The sequence below is a fragment of the Terrimonas ginsenosidimutans genome (assembly GCF_022012415.1).
In the GTDB taxonomy this organism is placed as follows: domain Bacteria; phylum Bacteroidota; class Bacteroidia; order Chitinophagales; family Chitinophagaceae; genus Terrimonas_A; species Terrimonas_A ginsenosidimutans.
Genome location: NZ_JAKLTR010000003.1, coordinates 551973 through 569330, shown reverse-complemented (window position 1 = coordinate 569330; position 17358 = coordinate 551973). Strand labels below are relative to the sequence as shown.

The following is a 17358-nucleotide window of genomic DNA, read 5'->3' as shown; positions in this document are numbered from 1 at the left end:
ATGTTTGAATAAAAATAGAAGATTGCCGTCCAGCGGAAAATCCCTCTTTCAAGGGATTTATAGACATTGAGTGAGCTGCCCGTTAGGATCGCTAAGGAGGGGCATTTGAAACCGTTGAGGTTGGAAAGCGCTACCGGCGAGTGGAGTATCAAGCCTTGCAAGACCCGCCCCGATGAGCGCTAAAAGCTAAAATGCCGTTGATCTTAACTATTCCTGCTTTTGTTGATCGATGCGAGGAACTCACTTTTATGGATTTCTCCTATCGGCAGAAAATGCTCGCCTATCACAACGCGGCTCTTCTCGATAGCATCTATCTTATCCACTGCCACTATAAACGACTTATGGATCCTTGCAAAAAGTGAAGAAGGCAATACATCTTCCAGATTCTTCAGGCTATCGAGTGTAATGAGCTTATCCTTCCTGGTATGTATAAATACATAATCACGCGCTCCTTCAAGGTAAAGGATCTCATCAAAATCCACCTTCACCAGCTTATTGTCTGTTTTCACAAAAATATGGGAAGCTGTATTCGTGGTTTCCGGAAGAGACAACTGCCCGGCAGCCTTTTGAACAGCCTTGCAAAACCGTTCAAAGGAGATCGGCTTCAGGAGATAATCCGTTACATTGTGTTCAAACCCCTCTACGGCATATTCAGCATAAGCAGAAGTAATGATCACCTTACACTGCTGATTGACTGCCTGCATAAATTTAATGCCGTTCAGTTCAGGCATTTGAATATCCAAAAAGATCAGGTCGGTTTTCTCGGGGTTTGCAAGCATCAACGCCTCCAATGGCTTTGTTGTTGCTGCAACAAGTTCAAGAGAAGGCAAACGCGAGATATAACTCGTCAGCAATTCAAGCGCCCAGGGTTCATCATCAACCAGTAAACATCTGATCATAATTGCTGCTCTTTTAGTGAATCAATGGATAAACTGGCTTCAAAAATACCATTCTCCGTTTTTACCGCCAGTGAGTGCGTCCCGGGATACTGGAGACCAAGGCGGCTTTCAACATTTTTCAACCCGATCCCGGATACGCTATCTTTTGAGTCCGGGTTGATCTTATTTGCGATATAAAACTTAAGGCTGTCGTTCATTATTTCCATCCTGATCACGACGGGGTTTGCCTGGTCCGTAACGATCCCGTGTTTGAATGCATTTTCAACAAACGAGATCAGTATAAGCGGCGCAATTACTTTGCTGGCGGGATCACCCATTATCGTATATTGAATGGCTGCATCTTTGATGCGGTATTTCTGGAGCTGTATATAATCATCAAGATAGAGAAGCTCTTTTGTAAGATCGATCCATACAGAATGGCTTTCCGAAATGATGTACCGCATCATACCTGAAAGTTTTTGAATGGCAGGCAAAGAATCCTCCGACCCATGATACACCATCGAATATATATTATTCAGGCTGTTAAAAAGAAAATGCGGACTGACCTGCGCTTGAAGAAATGCGCGCTCCGCTTCCACCTTTTCTTTCTGCAATCTCATTTTCTGCTTCTCCGATCTCAACCAGTCATCCGCAAACCAGATGATCGTTCCCGCCATTATAAAACTACTCAACCCCTGGAAGAAATTATTTACGGCATAAATAGGCCATGTCCTGCCGTAATCTGTGTAGCAGAAATTACAGGTATTGAAATATTTTAAGAACAGATATTCCTGGAAAAAGTATCGGAGCCCTACAAAACTTATTGACAACAAGATCCAGGACAGGATCAGTTGAAGGAATTTTCTGCGTTTAAAAAATCGGGGAAGAAGGACCAGGTAATTGAAATAAAATATAAAGCCAAAGATCACCAGGTTACTTATAAACAGCAAACCGATATTATCAGAAAGAGCGAACCACCTGTTCTTATAGGCAAGGTTATTAGCGAATTCGGTCACTATCATAAAGTAAAACCAATACGCCAGGTGTACGCCGATCAGTGCTTTTTTCGTCATTTGCGCACCAAAATAACGAAAAAGCCCCGCAAGGGCCGTTCGGACAATGAACAGCCCTTTTTATACTATCAACCTGCCTGGATACTCTGCAAACACCACTTCTCCCACCGACATACGTCAGACTTCGTAGTACGATAAGGGGCGTTTGCAGAAAATAAATGATCCGCGCGCCACAGGGAAATACTTTCGACAGCAAATACCTGCTAATGCGTTTACTCATCATCCTTTTGTTATTAACGGCCATTTCCATTGTTGGAGAAGCACAGACAGCCATCATCGTCAAAGTTCTTGACAGCCTTGAAACTCCTGTATCAAAAGCAACGGTTTCTCTCCATAAAGCTGATACAAGAACTATCCTGAAGAACAGTCTTACAGATTCATCCGGCAACGCTGCTTTCACGGGAATTGTCTCCGGCGAATATTTCATATCCGCAGCTTCAGTTGGATTTCTAAATGCTTCCACCGGGTCCTTCCTGATAGATACAGATCAAAAAAAAACAGTAACACGAACGGTTCTGCTGACGAGAAATGTAAGGGAACTATCAGGGGTGACAGTGACGGCAACAAAGCCGTTGATCGAGGCCAATGAAGACCGCATCGCTTACAATGTGGAACTGGACCTTTCCCTGCAGGGACGTTCTGCATCAGAAGCACTGGCAAAACTTCCCTTCGTGAGCGTGGACGGAAACGGTGGTGTGTATCTTAAGGGGCAAACGAGTTTTCAGATCTTATTGAATGGCAAACAAACTTCCATGTTTGCTTCCAATGCCGGCGAAGTACTGAAGTCCTTTCCTGCAAATACGATCAGCAGGATCGAAGTGATCACGAACCCATCCGCGAAGTATGAAGGGGAAGGACTCACCGGGCTGATCAATATCATCACAAAGAAAAAAGTTGCTGGCTACAATGGTCACGCAAGTTTCAACTATAACACCATCGGGCAGGTTAACCCGAATGCCAGCTTCAATCTTAAATATGGAAAGCTCGGCATTACTTCTTTTTTTTACTACGCGAGGAATCTGGGATTTAATACTCATGGTACGCAGGAATATACAGCATTGACAAATTCATCCCAGTTCTCCCGCCGCTATTTCGCTGATACGGGAAGACATGCAGGTTATAATTCGGGCGGCAACCTTGAATTAGCCTACGATATAGATTCCTTGCAAACTATCAGCCTGTATGGCCGGTTGAGCAATGGTGGCAACGAACCGAAACAACGCAGCCATATCTATACCTATGATCCTGCAGGAACCCTAATTCAGCAAAGCTATTTCGAGACAAAAGAAAACAGCGACTTTCCCGGCGGGGAGATCGGGTTTGATTATCTCAGGAAATTAAAAAAACCAGGACGATCTGTATCACTGAATGCAAACAGGCAATTCAGAAAAACAATAGCTATTGTCAACAGCGACCAGTATAACTCCGCTTCAGATGATCGTTTCCTCGAAAATATTTCCCGTGCGAAGAACATTCAAACCACCGTACAGGCAGATTATACTGTTTCGTTTGCCCGCCGTTCAAAAATCGAAGCAGGTCTCAGAGGCATCTTCCGTGAAGTAAGCTCCGCCTATATTAGTAATGTTAAAAAATTTCATAGTGATCCATACCTTTCTGATCCTAACAATTCAAATCAGTTGAAGTATACGCAGAATGTTGGCGGTATATATGCCGTTTACACTTATTCAATTTCAGAAAAGAAGCTCATGGTCAAAGCAGGTGGACGGTTGGAGAAGACGACGGTCAACGGCAATTTCGTTTCAAACAATACAAAAGTAGAACAGGATTATTATTCATTCCTTCCGAGCATATCATTAAATAAAACATTAAAGAATGGCAAGCGCCTTTCGCTTGCCTGGAACAGGCGGATGGCACGTCCCGGTCTTGGCTTTTTAAATCCTTTCCGCGACAACCGTGATCCTCTTTTCATCACCTTCGGCAATGAACGGTTAAGACCTGAATTTGCAAACAACATTGAAGTGTCCGTCGCTTCTTTCACTCAAAAGATCACCTACAGCATCGCCGCAAACGCCTCATTCGTAAGATCCGGCATACAGCGGTTCATCACGTTCGATGAAAGTACCGGTATATCAGCACAAACATACGAGAACATCGGACAGACAGACCTTTTTGGCTTGAACGGATATCTGTCCTATAATATCAGTCAAAAATTATCGATGACAGTTTCATCTAATCTGAATTATGCAGCGATAAAGAATGCGGCAATAAAAACGGAACACAGAAGCGGCTGGTACGGCTCTGCAAACGCCTCAATCAGCTATCACCTTTCCGGCAAAACAGATCTGTTCAGCAATATCAACTATAGTATGGCTCCGGTTCAGCTGCAAGGTCAAAATGGCGACTACCTTTTTTACAACATTGGAAGCTCTTACTGGATCTATAAAAAGAAACTGATGCTAAGTGTCGCACTGCTTAACCTGTTCAATAAATACTGGAAGACGGATAATGAGTTTGCGTCTGCAAGCTTCCGGCAACAAATCAGCACCTTCCGGCCAATGCGCGCATTCTCCGTTGGCTTACGATTCAATTTCGGTAAGCTAAACGAAACAACTTCCAGAAAAAAGGGAATAGCGGTGGACGATACAAAACAGGATATTAACTAATAAAAACGGCGAAACGCTTCCTGCATTTTGCCGTTTTCGTCTTAAGTGTTGTCTAAATCAACACTAACAAAAAACTTAGCCGGCTTATTTACTGATCACCCATAAAAAAATAAGAACTTCGGATTGTAATCCAGTGTCGCTTAGTTAAGAGATCTTCCTTCAGTGTTTCGATGGCCGATGTCTGAAAATAAGAAGACCTATTAGAGACAGTAATCTATACCGGCTGGTAGCAATAGCTTCCACCCCGGTGCGGCCATCGTCCATCTAATAAACTTTCGCGGGGAATTCTCAACTGAATGACATTGGATAGTAATTCCTAACCCGCATAAATATTTTTGCAATGCAGCAAAGACCCTATATCATCTGTCTCATGATGACCTCCCTCGACGGAAAGATCCTTGCGGACAAATGGGGAGATAGTGATACGGTGCAACGTTTGTCCAAAAGTTTCGAAGAAATACATGAAGAGATCGGGATCAACGCATGGATCGTTGGGCGGAAGACGATGGAAAGAGATTTCACAAAAGGTGCAGAACCTGTATTGAAAGAAGGAGCACCGCCTGTTCCCCGGACTGATTTTGTTGCCGATCCGGCTGCAACCTCCTTTGCAATTGCCGTAGATCCGAAGGCGAAACTGGGCTGGCACAGATCAACCATGCAGGGGGATCATGTCATCACCGTTCTGACAGAAGAAGCCAGCGACGCATATCTCGCCAACCTGCAGGATATCGGAGTGTCCTACATTTTTGCCGGAAAGTCCGGAATAGACCTCCATACAGCGACAAAAAAGCTGTACACACTTTTCGGAATTGAAAAGCTGATGCTTGAAGGAGGAGGTCTGCTTAATGGCAGTTTTCTGAATGAAGGGCTCGTTGATGAATTCAATCAGTTGCTTCTCCCGATCGTGGACGGTTCTGCGGAAAATTCAAGTGTGTTTGAGATCCCGAAAAAGAAAAATGACTCAACCTTGTTTAAATTAGAAGAGATCAAGAAATTACCGGACGATATCCTGTGGCTGAAATATAAGACAGCCATCGCGTAAGTACAGGCGCGGCCTACTGTGCTGCAGAGACCGCTCGCCGATATTCATGCAGAACACTTTTTTTCTACGCCGGTGCGGGTTCTAACTGAATTGTTAGTACGCTTTCGCCATTTCTGGACAAATCTTTGCGGATGAGTTGGAGAAGTTTATGCTAACTTCATTACGTCGCGTTTTACTGATCCACATAACCACATTTTATGGAAAAACAGAAGTACAGCAGAAGATTTTTCCTTTCTACCTCTGCCATGGCTGCTACACTTGCGTTCATACCTGTGGGCGTGAAGGCATTTTACAACAACGTAAAGAAACTGGTCATTCCGCTTAAGGAAAAGATGGCCATTAAACTCAGCATTAATAAAGCGAAGTATAACCTTACGGTTGATACCCGCACAACCCTCCTTGACCTGGTTCGTGAGCAACTCGATCTTACCGGTACAAAAAAAGGCTGTGATCACGGCCAATGCGGCGCGTGCACCGTGCATGTGAACGGTCAGCGGGTATTGAGCTGTTTAACCCTCGCGGCAACTGTACAGGGTAAGGAAGTAACGACCATAGAAGGGCTTTCCCAGGGTAGCGAACTTCACCCGATGCAGCAGGCCTTTATTGAGTGTGATGGTTTCCAGTGCGGTTATTGCACCCCCGGGCAGATCATGTCTGCGGTTGGCTGCGTGAATGAGGGCCACACTCACTCTGTGGAAGAGATCAAAGAATTTATGAGCGGCAACCTTTGCCGCTGCGGCGCATATAACGGTATTGTTCAATCCATTCAAAAAGTTGCGAAATGAGACCATTCACACTCCAGAAACCAACCACGATCGGCCAGGCTGTTTCCGGTAAAAAGGAATCAGCGCAATTTTTAGCAGGCGGGACGAACCTGCTTGATCTGATGAAAAAACATATCTCGCAGCCAGACAGGTTGCTGGATATCAATTCAGTATTATCCGAAAAAATTGAATCCACGGCGGGTGGTATTCGGATCGGGGCAAATGTGCGTAACAGTGCAGCGGCAGCAAATGAATTGATCCTGTCAAAATTCCCGCTTGTGTCTCACGCAATCCTGAAAGGCGCTTCACCACAGATCAGGAATATGGCATCTATGGCAGGCAATCTATTGCAGCGGACCAGATGCCCTTACTTCTACGACACATCACTTCCCTGCAATAAACGTAAAGCCGGAAGTGGATGCGGCGCACTGAAAGGAGAAACAAGAATGGCCGCGATCGTTGGGCACAACCCACAGTGCGTAGCCGTTCATCCCTCCGATCTTTGTATCGCTCTATCAGCACTGGACGCCAGAGTGATCATCAACGGAAAAGACAATAAGGAAACCAGCATTCCTTTCAAAGACTTTCATAAGCTGCCAGGCACAAATCCTGAAAAGGACAATAACCTTCCGGCAAATGCGATCATCACGGCCATTGAAATTCCATCCAACCCTTTTAATAAAAACTGCAGCTATCTGAAACTGAGAGATCGTGAATCTTATGCGTTTGCACTGGTCTCTGTTGCCGCAGCTTTACAATTGAATGGCAATCGCATTGTAGAGGCCCGGCTTGCTTCAGGTGGCGTTGCGCATAAACCATGGAGATGGTATGAGGCGGAAAAATTCCTGAAAGGAAAAACAGCCGACCTGAGCAACTTCAAACAAGCTGCAGAGATCATCGCAAGAGAGACGCATCCCTTGAACGGCAACGAATTCAAAGTGCCGATGTTAAAGGGCGCGATCGAAGTAGCTCTTCAAAATTGTCTAACCGCTTAATCTATTCTATGGGATTTTTTAAACGTAAGCACGAACCCAAAAAAGTACCGGAAGGACGGGTGGAAGGTTTCTACAAAGTGACCGGCAGTGGCAAATATGCTGCGGAATACAAGCTGGAGAACGTTTGCTATGCAGTACTCGTCGGAAGCACCATTGCTGCCGGTGAGATCGTAGATATCAATACAGATAATGCTAAAGATATTGAAGGCGTTCTTGATGTATTGACTCACCGGAATCGCCCGCAGATCCCCGCATTCGCAGATGAAGCCAAAGCAAAAAGAGCTGGTTTCAGCCTGCCTGTACTTCATACGAACAAAATATTTTTTCGCGGCCAACCTGTGGCATTGGTAATTGCCGAAACACTTGAAGACGCCAACTATGCGGCATCACTTGTAACGGTCTCCTATAAGACCGATCAGGCTAAGGTTGATTTTGATAAAGAGCATGCAACTGTGCCCATCGCTGCAACAGGAAAAGAACGCGGTTCTATGGACGCCTGGAGCAATGCGCCGCATATCAGGGAGCAGGCCTATACCATCCGCAACCAGGTCCATAATCCAATGGAAATGCATGCGACCATTGCAGTATGGGACGGAGATAAGAAATTAAAACTGTACGATAAAAACCAGGGAGTGAACAATGTTCAGCAGACGATCTCCCGCTTGTTCGACATTCCCCCAGCCAATATCGAGGTCTTCAGCGAATATGTCGGTGGCGGATTCGGGTCAGGCCTGAAGGTCTGGAGCAATGTTCCGCTGGCGATCATGGCTGCAAAGCAGGTCAATCGACCGGTAAAACTGATGCTTACAAGACCTCAGATGTTCACGCTTGTAGGATACCGTCCTCAGTCCTGGCAGAACGTCAGGATCGGCGCCGATGCAAACGGAAAATTCCTTGGCATACTTCACCAGGCCAAACATGGCACTTCCGTATTTGACAATTATGGCGAAGGAATCACGCGCATTTCCAGGCTGGTTTACAACTTTGGCAACCTGAAAACTGAATCAGCAACCGTTCCGCTGAATCTCGGCGCGCCAACATGGATGCGGGGTCCGGGCGACTGCACTGGTGCTTTCGCACTGGAATCAGCCATTGACGAACTCAGCTATGATATAAAGAAAGACCCGCTTCAACTGCGCCTGGATAATCTTGCAGTGATCAATGACCCCGATACAGGTAAACCCTGGTCGACGAACTTTCTGAACGAGTGCATGACAAAAGGCGCCGAGATGATCAACTGGAAAAGCCGCAACCCCCTCCCCGCACAAACGAAAGAAGGCGAATGGATGATCGGCTATGGCGTGGCAAACGGAATGTGGTTTGCCGGCAGAAGTAAAGCAAGCGCTTCGATCATTATGCAGAAAGATGGATCAATTACGGTACAGACTGCTATGACAGATATTGGTACAGGTACGGGTACCGGTATGCAGAATATTGCACACCTGGAGCTGGGCATTTCACATGATAAGATCCGGATAAAACTGGGCAACTCTAATCTACCCGCCGCGCCAAGCCAGGGAGGAAGTACCGGTCTGTCAACGATCAGCGGCGCTGTTGCCGCAGTCTGTGACGCGTTGAAAATGAAACTCGCTGGCTATGCCTCTTTACAGGATGCCATATATAAAGACGCAAAACCCGAAAGCATTGTGCTGTCTGACAGCGGCATCGCTTATCAACAGGCGGGAAATCATTTGATCTCTTTTGACAAGATCTTCTCGAAAGAGAATCTTCAAACAATAGAAGTTGAAGCCAGCTCAGGCCCCGGTGAAGAAAGACAGAAATATGCGTTCTGCTCCGGCGCTTCTCATTTCTGCAAGGTCAGAGTGCACACCAAAACAGGAAAAGTAAAGATCGACAGGCATGTCTGTGTAGTGGACGCTGGCTATGTTGTAAACAAACTTGCCGCAGCTAACCAGGTTTCAGGGGCCGCTGTCGGAGGAATTGGAATGACATTATCTGAAGAACAGGTGGTGGATAGTACCCATGGTTGTTTTATTGGCGGAGATCTGGCGGGTTACCATTTCGCCGTAAATGCAGATGCCCCGATCATAGAAGTTGATTTCATCAATAAGATCGATCCGAATATAAACCCGTCCGGAGCAAAAGGTGTAGGCGAAGTTGGCATTATCGGTGCCGCCGCAGCTATTGCCAATGCGATCTTTCATGCAACCGGCAAGCGTCTTCGTGATCTTCCGATCACTCCGGATAAAGTGCTGCTCGCTAAATCGTGAGATGTAAATGAAGAACAGGCCAATATATCTTGACTACAATGCTACAACGCCCTGCGATCCGGCTGTACTGGAAGCAATGCTTCCCTATTTCAGCGATCACTTCGGTAATGCGGCCAGCAAAGATCACTGGTATGGCTGGCATGCGCGCGATGGAGTTGACGAAGCACGCGAACAGGTGTCGTCACTGATTGGCGCAAAACCCGGCGAGATCGTGTTTACTTCCGGAGCAACCGAAGCGATCAACCTGGCATTGAAAGGGATCGCTGAAGCAGAGCACCGGCTGGGTGATCATATTATCACCTGCCAGACAGAACATAAGGCTATCCTGGATACATGTGCGTTTCTTGAAACAAAAGGAATCAGGGTTACTTACCTGAAGGTGGATCACAAAGGAAATCTTGATCCTGCAGAACTAAGTTCCGCTATCTCGGCAAGAACGATTTGTATTGCGCTGATGTTCGCCAATAACGAAACAGGTGTGATCCACCCTGTAAAAAAGATCAGCGAAATTGCGCGCAAACATAACATACCTTTTTTTTGTGATGCAACCCAGGCCGTTGGTAAGATTCCCGTAAATGTTATAACCGAAGGAATCGATCTGATGGCATTCTCCGCGCACAAGATGTACGGACCGAAAGGTGCTGGCGCGTTGTTCATTTCAGGATCGTTCTCAGCCCGTAAGTCTTTTCGGGCACAGCAACACGGCGGATCACATGAGAATGGCTTACGTAGCGGCACACTGAACACTCCCGCCATTGCCGGATTTGGAAAAGCCGCAGAGATCTGTAAAAGCAATTTGACTACAGAAATGCTGCGCATCGCCGGGCTAAGAGACTTGTTCGAAAAAAGGCTTTCTGAAAAACTTCCGGGAATTATCATCAACGGAGGCCCGAACAGATCATCCCAGGTTTGCAACTTCAGCTTGCCCGAAGGAAATGCCGAACAGCTGCTACTCTCCATTTCCGCACATGTCGCAGCCAGTCGCGGCAGCGCCTGTTCAGGACTTATCCAGCAACCTTCACATGTGCTGGCGGCTATGGGATTATCAACTGAACAAAATTTACGCTCAATCAGGATAAGTCTCGGTAAATTTACAACAGCCGAAGAGATCGAAAAAGCTGTCAGCTCTATAGCAAGTGCGGCACTGGAAAAGCAACAACTATCCCACTCATTACAGGTCAGGTAGTTTAAAATCGTTGGCCGGCAACACAGAAGTTATGAAGGAAATCAAACAGATCATCGCCGCTTATGATACAGCTATAAGTCAGCAGAAAAATGTTGTACTGGCAACGGTAGTACATATAGAAGGATCAGCTTATCGCGCGCCAGGCGCACGCATGCTGATCAGGGAGGATGGTTTTTTTACCGGAGCTATCAGCGGAGGTTGTCTGGAGGGCGATGTGCTGCGCAAAGCACTGATGGTGATAGCAGATCTCCGTCCCGCGTTGATCACCTATGACACATCGGATGAACCGGGAAATAACGGGATCGGCGCCAGCCTTGGCTGTAATGGGATCATCCGCATACTGATCGAACCTGTCGATCCGGATAACGAAACCAACCCTATTGCCCTGCTTCGTTCCGCAACAAAAGAAAGAACGCCGTCCATCCTCGTTACGTTTTTCAATCCCGATGACAAAAAGAATAAACAGCAGGGCACAAGATTATTACTGAAGGAAGACAATTTCGATCTCACATCAGTTGATCAGCCTGTCGAATCTGCGGATATCAAACAGTCATTTGCAACCCGCTCTTCGGCATTTATACGTTATAACGGACAGCCGGGATCTGTCCATGCATTTTACCAGTATATTGCCCCTAACTGCTCGCTCGTTATTGCCGGTGCGGGGAATGACGTCATTCCTGTTGTCCAAATAGCAGAGATCCTTGGCTGGGATATCACGCTGATGGACGGACGCACTGTGTACAATACGGCGGAAAGATTTCCTGGCTGCCAGCTCATCACAGGAAACCCGGAAGAGATCTGGAATAATATACGAACGGACGCCCAAACAGCTATCGTTCTTATGTCTCACAATTATGCTTACGATAAGGCTATTCTGAAACTCGCGCTAAATAGTGATGCCTCCTATATTGGCATACTTGGTCCGCCGAATAAGCGTGACAGAATGTTCAAGGAACTGAAAGAGGAAGGCATAGAGCTGAGTGCAGAACAGATAGAACGTGTCCATGGACCGACTGGTATTAACATCGGCGCAGAAACATCAGAAGAGATAGCACTCTCTATTATAAGCGAGATCAAGGGATATTTTGCGGGAGCTCCATCTGATACTTCATTAAAAAATCAAAGCAGGTCGGTTCATAAAAGACGAACCCGCATTTCCGCATCAATAAAAACGTACGGAATACTGATACTTGCGGCCGGCAGCTCAAAACGTCTTGGTGTGCCTAAACAACAATTAGTATACCAGGGAAACACGTTGCTCGGTAATGCTGTAAAGTCGGCGATGGAGATAGACACAGGTGCGACGGTTGTCGTTACCACTCCATCAGACGCAGACACACTGTCGCAGCTAAAAGAACTTAATGTCGAAATAGTGATCAACGGGGAAAGTTCGGAGGGAATGTCAAGCTCTATCCGTGCAGGAGTTCGCCATTTACAAAACGAATATCCCTCTATTCAACAGATCCTGATCATGCTTTGCGATCAGCCTTATGTTGACACTGCTCATCTGCGACAATTGATCCATCAGCAACAGAGCTCCGGCGCGCCAATTACAGCCAGCCTGTACGCAGGACGTAAAGGAGTTCCTGCAATATTTCACTCATCGATGTTCGACGAACTTTTATCACTGACCGGCGACACCGGCGCGAAACACCTGATCGAACAGTCTGACGAAAAGGTCGCCATCGTCCCTTTTCCCAAAGGCGCTATCGATATCGATACAGCCGCTATGTATCAAGAGTTGGTTTCGGGAAAAATACAGAAGGAGGCAGATCATGATCGTTGATAGCTATAACCGGACACACGATTACCTGCGGATATCACTGACAGATGTCTGCAATCTCCGTTGCACATATTGCATGCCGGACGAACATTACGCTTTTATGCAGTCTGAACGCCTGATGCAACCGAAAGAGATTGCAACTATTGCCGCAACATTTGTTTCTATGGGGGTAAGAAGGATCCGTCTGACCGGAGGCGAACCTCTCGCCCGCCCCGACTTTCATGAAATACTGCAACGCCTTTCTGTTTTACCGGTAACGATCACGTTAACGACCAACGGAACACTGCTCCACCGGCATCTTGATCAACTGATCAATGCTGGCGTAACAAGCCTTAACATCAGTCTCGATACATTGTCCCAGGATAAATTCCGCCTTCTCACAAGAAGAGATCAGTTCACACAAATCATGCGCAACATCCTGACAGCAGTAGAAAAAGGCCTACAGGTAAAGCTCAATGTTGTTGTCATGAAAGGAGTGAATGAAGAAGAGATCCTTGATTTTATTGCCTGGACAAAACATTCACCTATAGATGTTCGCTTTATAGAGTTCATGCCTTTCGATGGAAATAAATGGAGTGGCGAACAGGTAGTGTCCGAGAAAGAGATCCTCGATCTTATCGGCAGCAAATATTCTTTTCAGGCCGTACACAGGCCATTACAGTCGACGAGTAATCCCTACATCATTCCGGGACATGCGGGCTCTTTCGCGATCATCAGCACAATGAGTTCTCCTTTTTGTGCCGGTTGCAACAGGATGAGATTAACCGCAGATGGCCGGATGAAGAACTGCCTGTTCTCCAAAGGAGAAACAGATCTGTTATCCGCGTTAAGAGAAGGCCGGGAACTGAAGCCTCTCATTGAACAAAATGTTTTCGGGAAAGCGGAAAAGCTCGGAGGCCAGTTCGAAGAGAACTCCTTCCGTGAATTAAATGGGGAAGATCTGATCAACCGGTCAATGATCAGCATCGGAGGCTAATACGCCTGATTTTCTAAAATATGTTATTCACAGGTATTGCATCGTTTACATGAACAACATTTTCTAAACAGACTTAGGAATGATTAAAGACTCTTTAATTGCTGTAGAGGAAGCAAAAGCAATCCTTCGCCAGCAGGAATATATGCGTAAAACGGTACAGCTTCCATTAAAGGAAGCCGGAGGGCGGATCCTTGCAACATCACTGATCGCGCCAGTCAACATCCCGGCATTCGACCAATCTTCCATGGATGGATACGCTTTTGCTTATGACGCGTGGAAAACAGGAGACACACTGCGAGTGATCGGCGAGGTCCCTGCCGGTAGAAAAGATTTGCTGCATGTCAATAACGGGGAAGCCATGCGCGTGTTCACCGGCGCACCTTTACCCGATGGAACAGACACGGTGATCATGCAGGAACATTGCTCCGAAGAAAATGGCATACTGACACTATCTCCCAAAAACCTCAAGGCAGGCGATAACCGCCGCAGGATCGGAACAGATATTCGCCACGGCGATCTGGCGTTACCGGCAAATTCATTTCTCAACGACGCTGCTGTGGGTTTCCTTGCCGGACTCGGGTTCTGCACCGTACCCGTCTACGCAACACCTGCCGTGGCGCTTGTGATCACCGGGGACGAACTACAACAACCTGGCGAACCCCTGGATTTCGGACAGGTATATGAAGCGTCATCCACCATGCTCCAGGCCGCTTTGACACGCATGGGCATTTCTCAAATTAAAGTTTTCAGATCTCCGGATATACTGGAAGAAACGATACAGGTATTACAAACAGCACTCTCTTCGAGCGATGTGGTATTACTGACCGGAGGAGTTAGCGTTGGAAATTATGATTTCGTCGTAAAAGCGGCAGAGCATTGTGGCGTTCAGAAATTATTTCACCGTGTAAAACAACGCCCCGGAAAACCTTTGTTTGCAGGACGGAAAGATGATCAGCCGGTGTTTGGCCTGCCCGGAAATCCATCATCAGTGCTCACCTGCTTCTATCAATATGTGTGGCCTGTATTAAGAAAATTCTCGGGGCACCCGGATAACCTGGTAACATTTACCGCACCACTGTCGACGCCGTTTGAAAAAACTGTTCCCCTTACGCAATTTCTGAAAGCAGTATATAAAGACGGAGTAGTGGAAATATTATCGGCACAGGAGTCATATCGCATGAGTAGCTTTGCTGTTTGCAACTGTTTGGTAGAACTGAAGGAGGAAGTGCGTAATTACAACCATCAGGAACTGGTCACCATTCACCTATTGCCAAGCTATGGATAATTTAATGCTGATGCTGCCGCTTCTTTTCGCGGTAGCCTTTTTATATTCTTCTGTGGGCCACGGCGGCGCAAGCGGCTACCTGGCACTAATGGCAATGTTCAGCGTGGCACCGGCGGTGATGAAACCCACCGCTCTTCTGTTGAACCTGTTTGTTGCACTCACTTCGTTTATTTTTTACTACAAGGGGAAATATTTCAATAAGAAATTGTTTTTACCCCTCGCACTTGCGTCCATTCCAATGGCTTTCGTTGGAGGAAGCATGGTGATCCATTCGGATGTATACCGGAAGATGCTGGCGATTTTCCTGTTGATCCCTGTGATCCGTTTTATATTCTTCACGGACATCAAAGTAAATGAGACAGCCAGTCCCAAAACAGGATGGCTGTTACTTATTGGCGGCTCTATCGGCTTGCTTTCAGGAATGCTTGGCATAGGAGGAGGAGTGATCCTCTCTCCCATTCTACTTTTACTCCGCTGGACTGATCAGAAACAAGCCGCTGCGATCAGCGCATTGTTTATTTTCGTAAACTCGCTCGCAGGACTTTTTGGTCAACTCAGAAAAGGTGTGACATTTACACCAGATATGGTATATTTTGTAATGGCCGCATTTATCGGCGGGCTGCTGGGCTCTTACTTTGGCGCCATCAAATTCCAGCAAAAGACCATCAAATACCTGCTTGCGGCAGTGCTGGCCGTCGCTTCGTTTAAATTACTTTTACCTAACATGTCATGACGGATACTTTAACGATACGATGCTTTGGACAATTGACGGATATTCTGGGAAGCGCCAGGCTGGAAGTGCCCATCACCAACGATTCGGAAGAATTAATGCACTTACTGTTGAAAGAGTATCCTTTACTTAAAACGACCAGGTTCATTGTATCGGTCGACAGAAAAGTGATCAGGGAAAAAACAGTATTGACCCCCGGATCAGAAATAGCGTTGCTGCCACCATTTTCGGGAGGATAGAATTGTATGGAAATAAATTCTTCACATAACAGATATCATCGCCAGTTGATCCTGCCGGGCTTCGGAAAGGAAGCACAGGAAAAATTGCGGAACGCCCGTGTCCTTGTGGTAGGAGCGGGAGGCCTTGGCTGTCCGGTATTGATGAATTTAACAGGAATGGGCGTCGGCGAGATCGGGATCATTGATAATGGGATTGTTGAACTAAGCAATCTTCACCGGCAATTGCTTTATGACATGAACGATATCGGAGAGTTCAAAACAACTGCTGCCAGTAAGAAACTGCAACGGATGAACCCGGAGATCAGGATCAGCAGTCAGTCAATCATGCTGACAAATGATCACGCTTTAAAGACCCTTGAATATTACGACCTGGTTGTTGATTGCACCGATAACTTCCCTACTCGTTACATGCTGACAGACGCATGCTGGCTGCTGAAAAAACCAATGGTTTTTGGCGCGGTAGCCAGGTATGACGGACAGGTTGCTGTTTTTCATAAAAACGTCACCTATCGCGATCTTTTCCCCGAACCTCCGTCAGAAGGAGAAGTACCTGACTGTAATGAAGCAGGCGTCCTCGGAGTGCTTCCAAATATTATTGGCAATATCATGGCTGCCGAATGTATAAAGGCCATCACCGGGATTGGAGAGATCCTTTCAGGAAAGCTGTTCACCTATTCCGCCTTAACCAATGACTCGCTGATAGTTGAAATAAATGCCTCAGCAAACAAAAAACTTCAGCAGCCTCAATCCGCCGGGGAATTCGAAGCAATGAACTATCCGGCACTATGCGCGACAAGAACAGAGATCGAGATAGATAAGGATCAATTTGAAAAGCTGATCCAACAGAAAGACGTTCTGCTAATAGATGTACGTGAGCCGGACGAAGTACCGCAGCTGAACATTCACCATAAAAGAATCCCGTTGAACGAATTAATGGGTATGAGCCTGGAAGAGAATAAGACAGTCGTATTCATTTGCCAAAGCGGTAAGCGGAGTATAAGAGCCGTCAGGATCTGCGAAGAATCAAACCCGGCATTGGCCGGTAACATTTTCAGTCTCGCAGGCGGTATCAATTCGCTGCACGAAAAATTCAAAACTAATTGAGTAAAAAATGATCCTGCAAGGCGAACAACTATTTCACCAGGGCGCGATCCCTGCCGGTAAACTGGCTGACTACATTCAGCAATGGGGTGGCGATCATTCTACCGGGGCATTTGCATCGTTTCTTGGACAGGTTCGTGCTGATCTGGTCAATAACGAACCGGTCACCGCGATCGAGTATACTGCATATGAAACAATGGCTGAGGAAAAAATGCAGGAGATCGCAACCGGGGTTCAACAACAATACGGTCTAAATGCGTTGCAGGTAAAACATAGTTTAGGCCTTGTAAGGTCCGGGGAAATATGCTTAATGGTGATCACAGCTTCTGCACACCGGAAAGCCGCGATAGAGGGATGCAACGAACTGGTAGAACGCGTAAAGAAAGAATTACCAATCTGGGGTAAAGAGATAACCGGATCGGCTAATCATCAATGGAAAATCAATCAATAA

General features: G+C 46.4%; 15 protein-coding genes. 13 read left to right on the top strand and 2 right to left on the bottom strand.

Translation table 11 applies throughout. The annotated features are described in order from the left end of the window. Positions 1-203: 203 nt before the first annotated feature. Entirely contained in the window at positions 204-899 is a 696-nt protein-coding gene (locus LZZ85_RS07415) for a LytR/AlgR family response regulator transcription factor (RefSeq protein WP_237870190.1), read from the bottom strand. Next, a complete protein-coding gene (locus LZZ85_RS07410) occupies positions 896-1951 on the bottom strand; it encodes a sensor histidine kinase (protein WP_237870188.1) in 1056 nt (351 codons plus the stop codon). Before LZZ85_RS07410 ends, LZZ85_RS07415 begins: the two co-directional genes overlap by 4 nt. A gap of 206 nt (positions 1952-2157) precedes the next feature. Here LZZ85_RS07410 and LZZ85_RS07405 point away from each other — a divergent pair, with 206 nt between their 5' ends. The 13 genes from LZZ85_RS07405 (at position 2158) to LZZ85_RS07345 (ending at position 17358) form a co-directional block, all read left to right on the top strand. Continuing rightward, positions 2158-4575, top strand: a complete 2418-nt coding sequence (locus LZZ85_RS07405; protein ID WP_237870187.1) for an outer membrane beta-barrel protein — start codon at positions 2158-2160, stop codon at positions 4573-4575. 340 nt (positions 4576-4915) lie between these two features. Then, a complete protein-coding gene (locus tag LZZ85_RS07400; RefSeq protein ID WP_237870185.1) occupies positions 4916-5617 on the top strand; it encodes a RibD family protein in 702 nt (233 codons plus the stop codon). A 197-nt stretch (positions 5618-5814) separates the two neighbouring features. Next, positions 5815-6402, top strand: a complete 588-nt coding sequence (locus LZZ85_RS07395; RefSeq protein WP_237870183.1) for a (2Fe-2S)-binding protein — start codon at positions 5815-5817, stop codon at positions 6400-6402. Next, positions 6399-7376, top strand: a complete 978-nt coding sequence (locus LZZ85_RS07390) for an FAD binding domain-containing protein (protein WP_237870181.1) — start codon at positions 6399-6401, stop codon at positions 7374-7376. Before LZZ85_RS07395 ends, LZZ85_RS07390 begins: the two co-directional genes overlap by 4 nt. 8 nt (positions 7377-7384) lie before the next feature. Beyond that, positions 7385-9607 carry a xanthine dehydrogenase family protein molybdopterin-binding subunit gene (locus tag LZZ85_RS07385; protein WP_237870179.1) on the top strand — a complete coding sequence of 741 codons (2223 nt, stop codon included), beginning with the start codon at positions 7385-7387 and terminating at the stop codon, positions 9605-9607. Between the two features lie 7 nt (positions 9608-9614). Continuing rightward, positions 9615-10793 (top strand): cysteine desulfurase family protein, encoded by a 1179-nt coding sequence (locus LZZ85_RS07380; RefSeq protein ID WP_237870177.1) that lies wholly within the window; start codon positions 9615-9617, stop codon positions 10791-10793. A 31-nt stretch (positions 10794-10824) separates the two neighbouring features. Then, on the top strand, positions 10825-12579 hold the full coding sequence (locus LZZ85_RS07375) for an XdhC family protein (RefSeq protein ID WP_237870175.1): 1755 nt from the start codon (positions 10825-10827) through the stop codon (positions 12577-12579). Continuing rightward, positions 12569-13552: a GTP 3',8-cyclase MoaA gene (gene moaA / locus LZZ85_RS07370; RefSeq protein WP_237870173.1), complete on the top strand. Its 984-nt coding sequence runs from the start codon at positions 12569-12571 to the stop codon at positions 13550-13552. The genes LZZ85_RS07375 and moaA overlap by 11 nt, the downstream gene beginning before the upstream one ends. Positions 13553-13631: 79 nt before the next feature. Beyond that, on the top strand, positions 13632-14837 hold the full coding sequence (locus LZZ85_RS07365) for a molybdopterin molybdotransferase MoeA (protein ID WP_237870171.1): 1206 nt from the start codon (positions 13632-13634) through the stop codon (positions 14835-14837). After that, the gene (locus LZZ85_RS07360; protein WP_237870169.1) at positions 14830-15570 is read left to right on the top strand and encodes a sulfite exporter TauE/SafE family protein; all 741 of its coding nucleotides are present in this window, start codon (positions 14830-14832) and stop codon (positions 15568-15570) included. Before LZZ85_RS07365 ends, LZZ85_RS07360 begins: the two co-directional genes overlap by 8 nt. Beyond that, a complete protein-coding gene (locus LZZ85_RS07355; RefSeq protein WP_237870167.1) occupies positions 15567-15806 on the top strand; it encodes a MoaD/ThiS family protein in 240 nt (79 codons plus the stop codon). Before LZZ85_RS07360 ends, LZZ85_RS07355 begins: the two co-directional genes overlap by 4 nt. Before the next feature lie 6 nt (positions 15807-15812). Beyond that, positions 15813-16910: a HesA/MoeB/ThiF family protein gene (locus tag LZZ85_RS07350; RefSeq protein ID WP_237870165.1), complete on the top strand. Its 1098-nt coding sequence runs from the start codon at positions 15813-15815 to the stop codon at positions 16908-16910. 7 nt (positions 16911-16917) lie between these two features. Further along, entirely contained in the window at positions 16918-17358 is a 441-nt protein-coding gene (locus LZZ85_RS07345) for a molybdenum cofactor biosynthesis protein MoaE (protein ID WP_237870163.1), read from the top strand.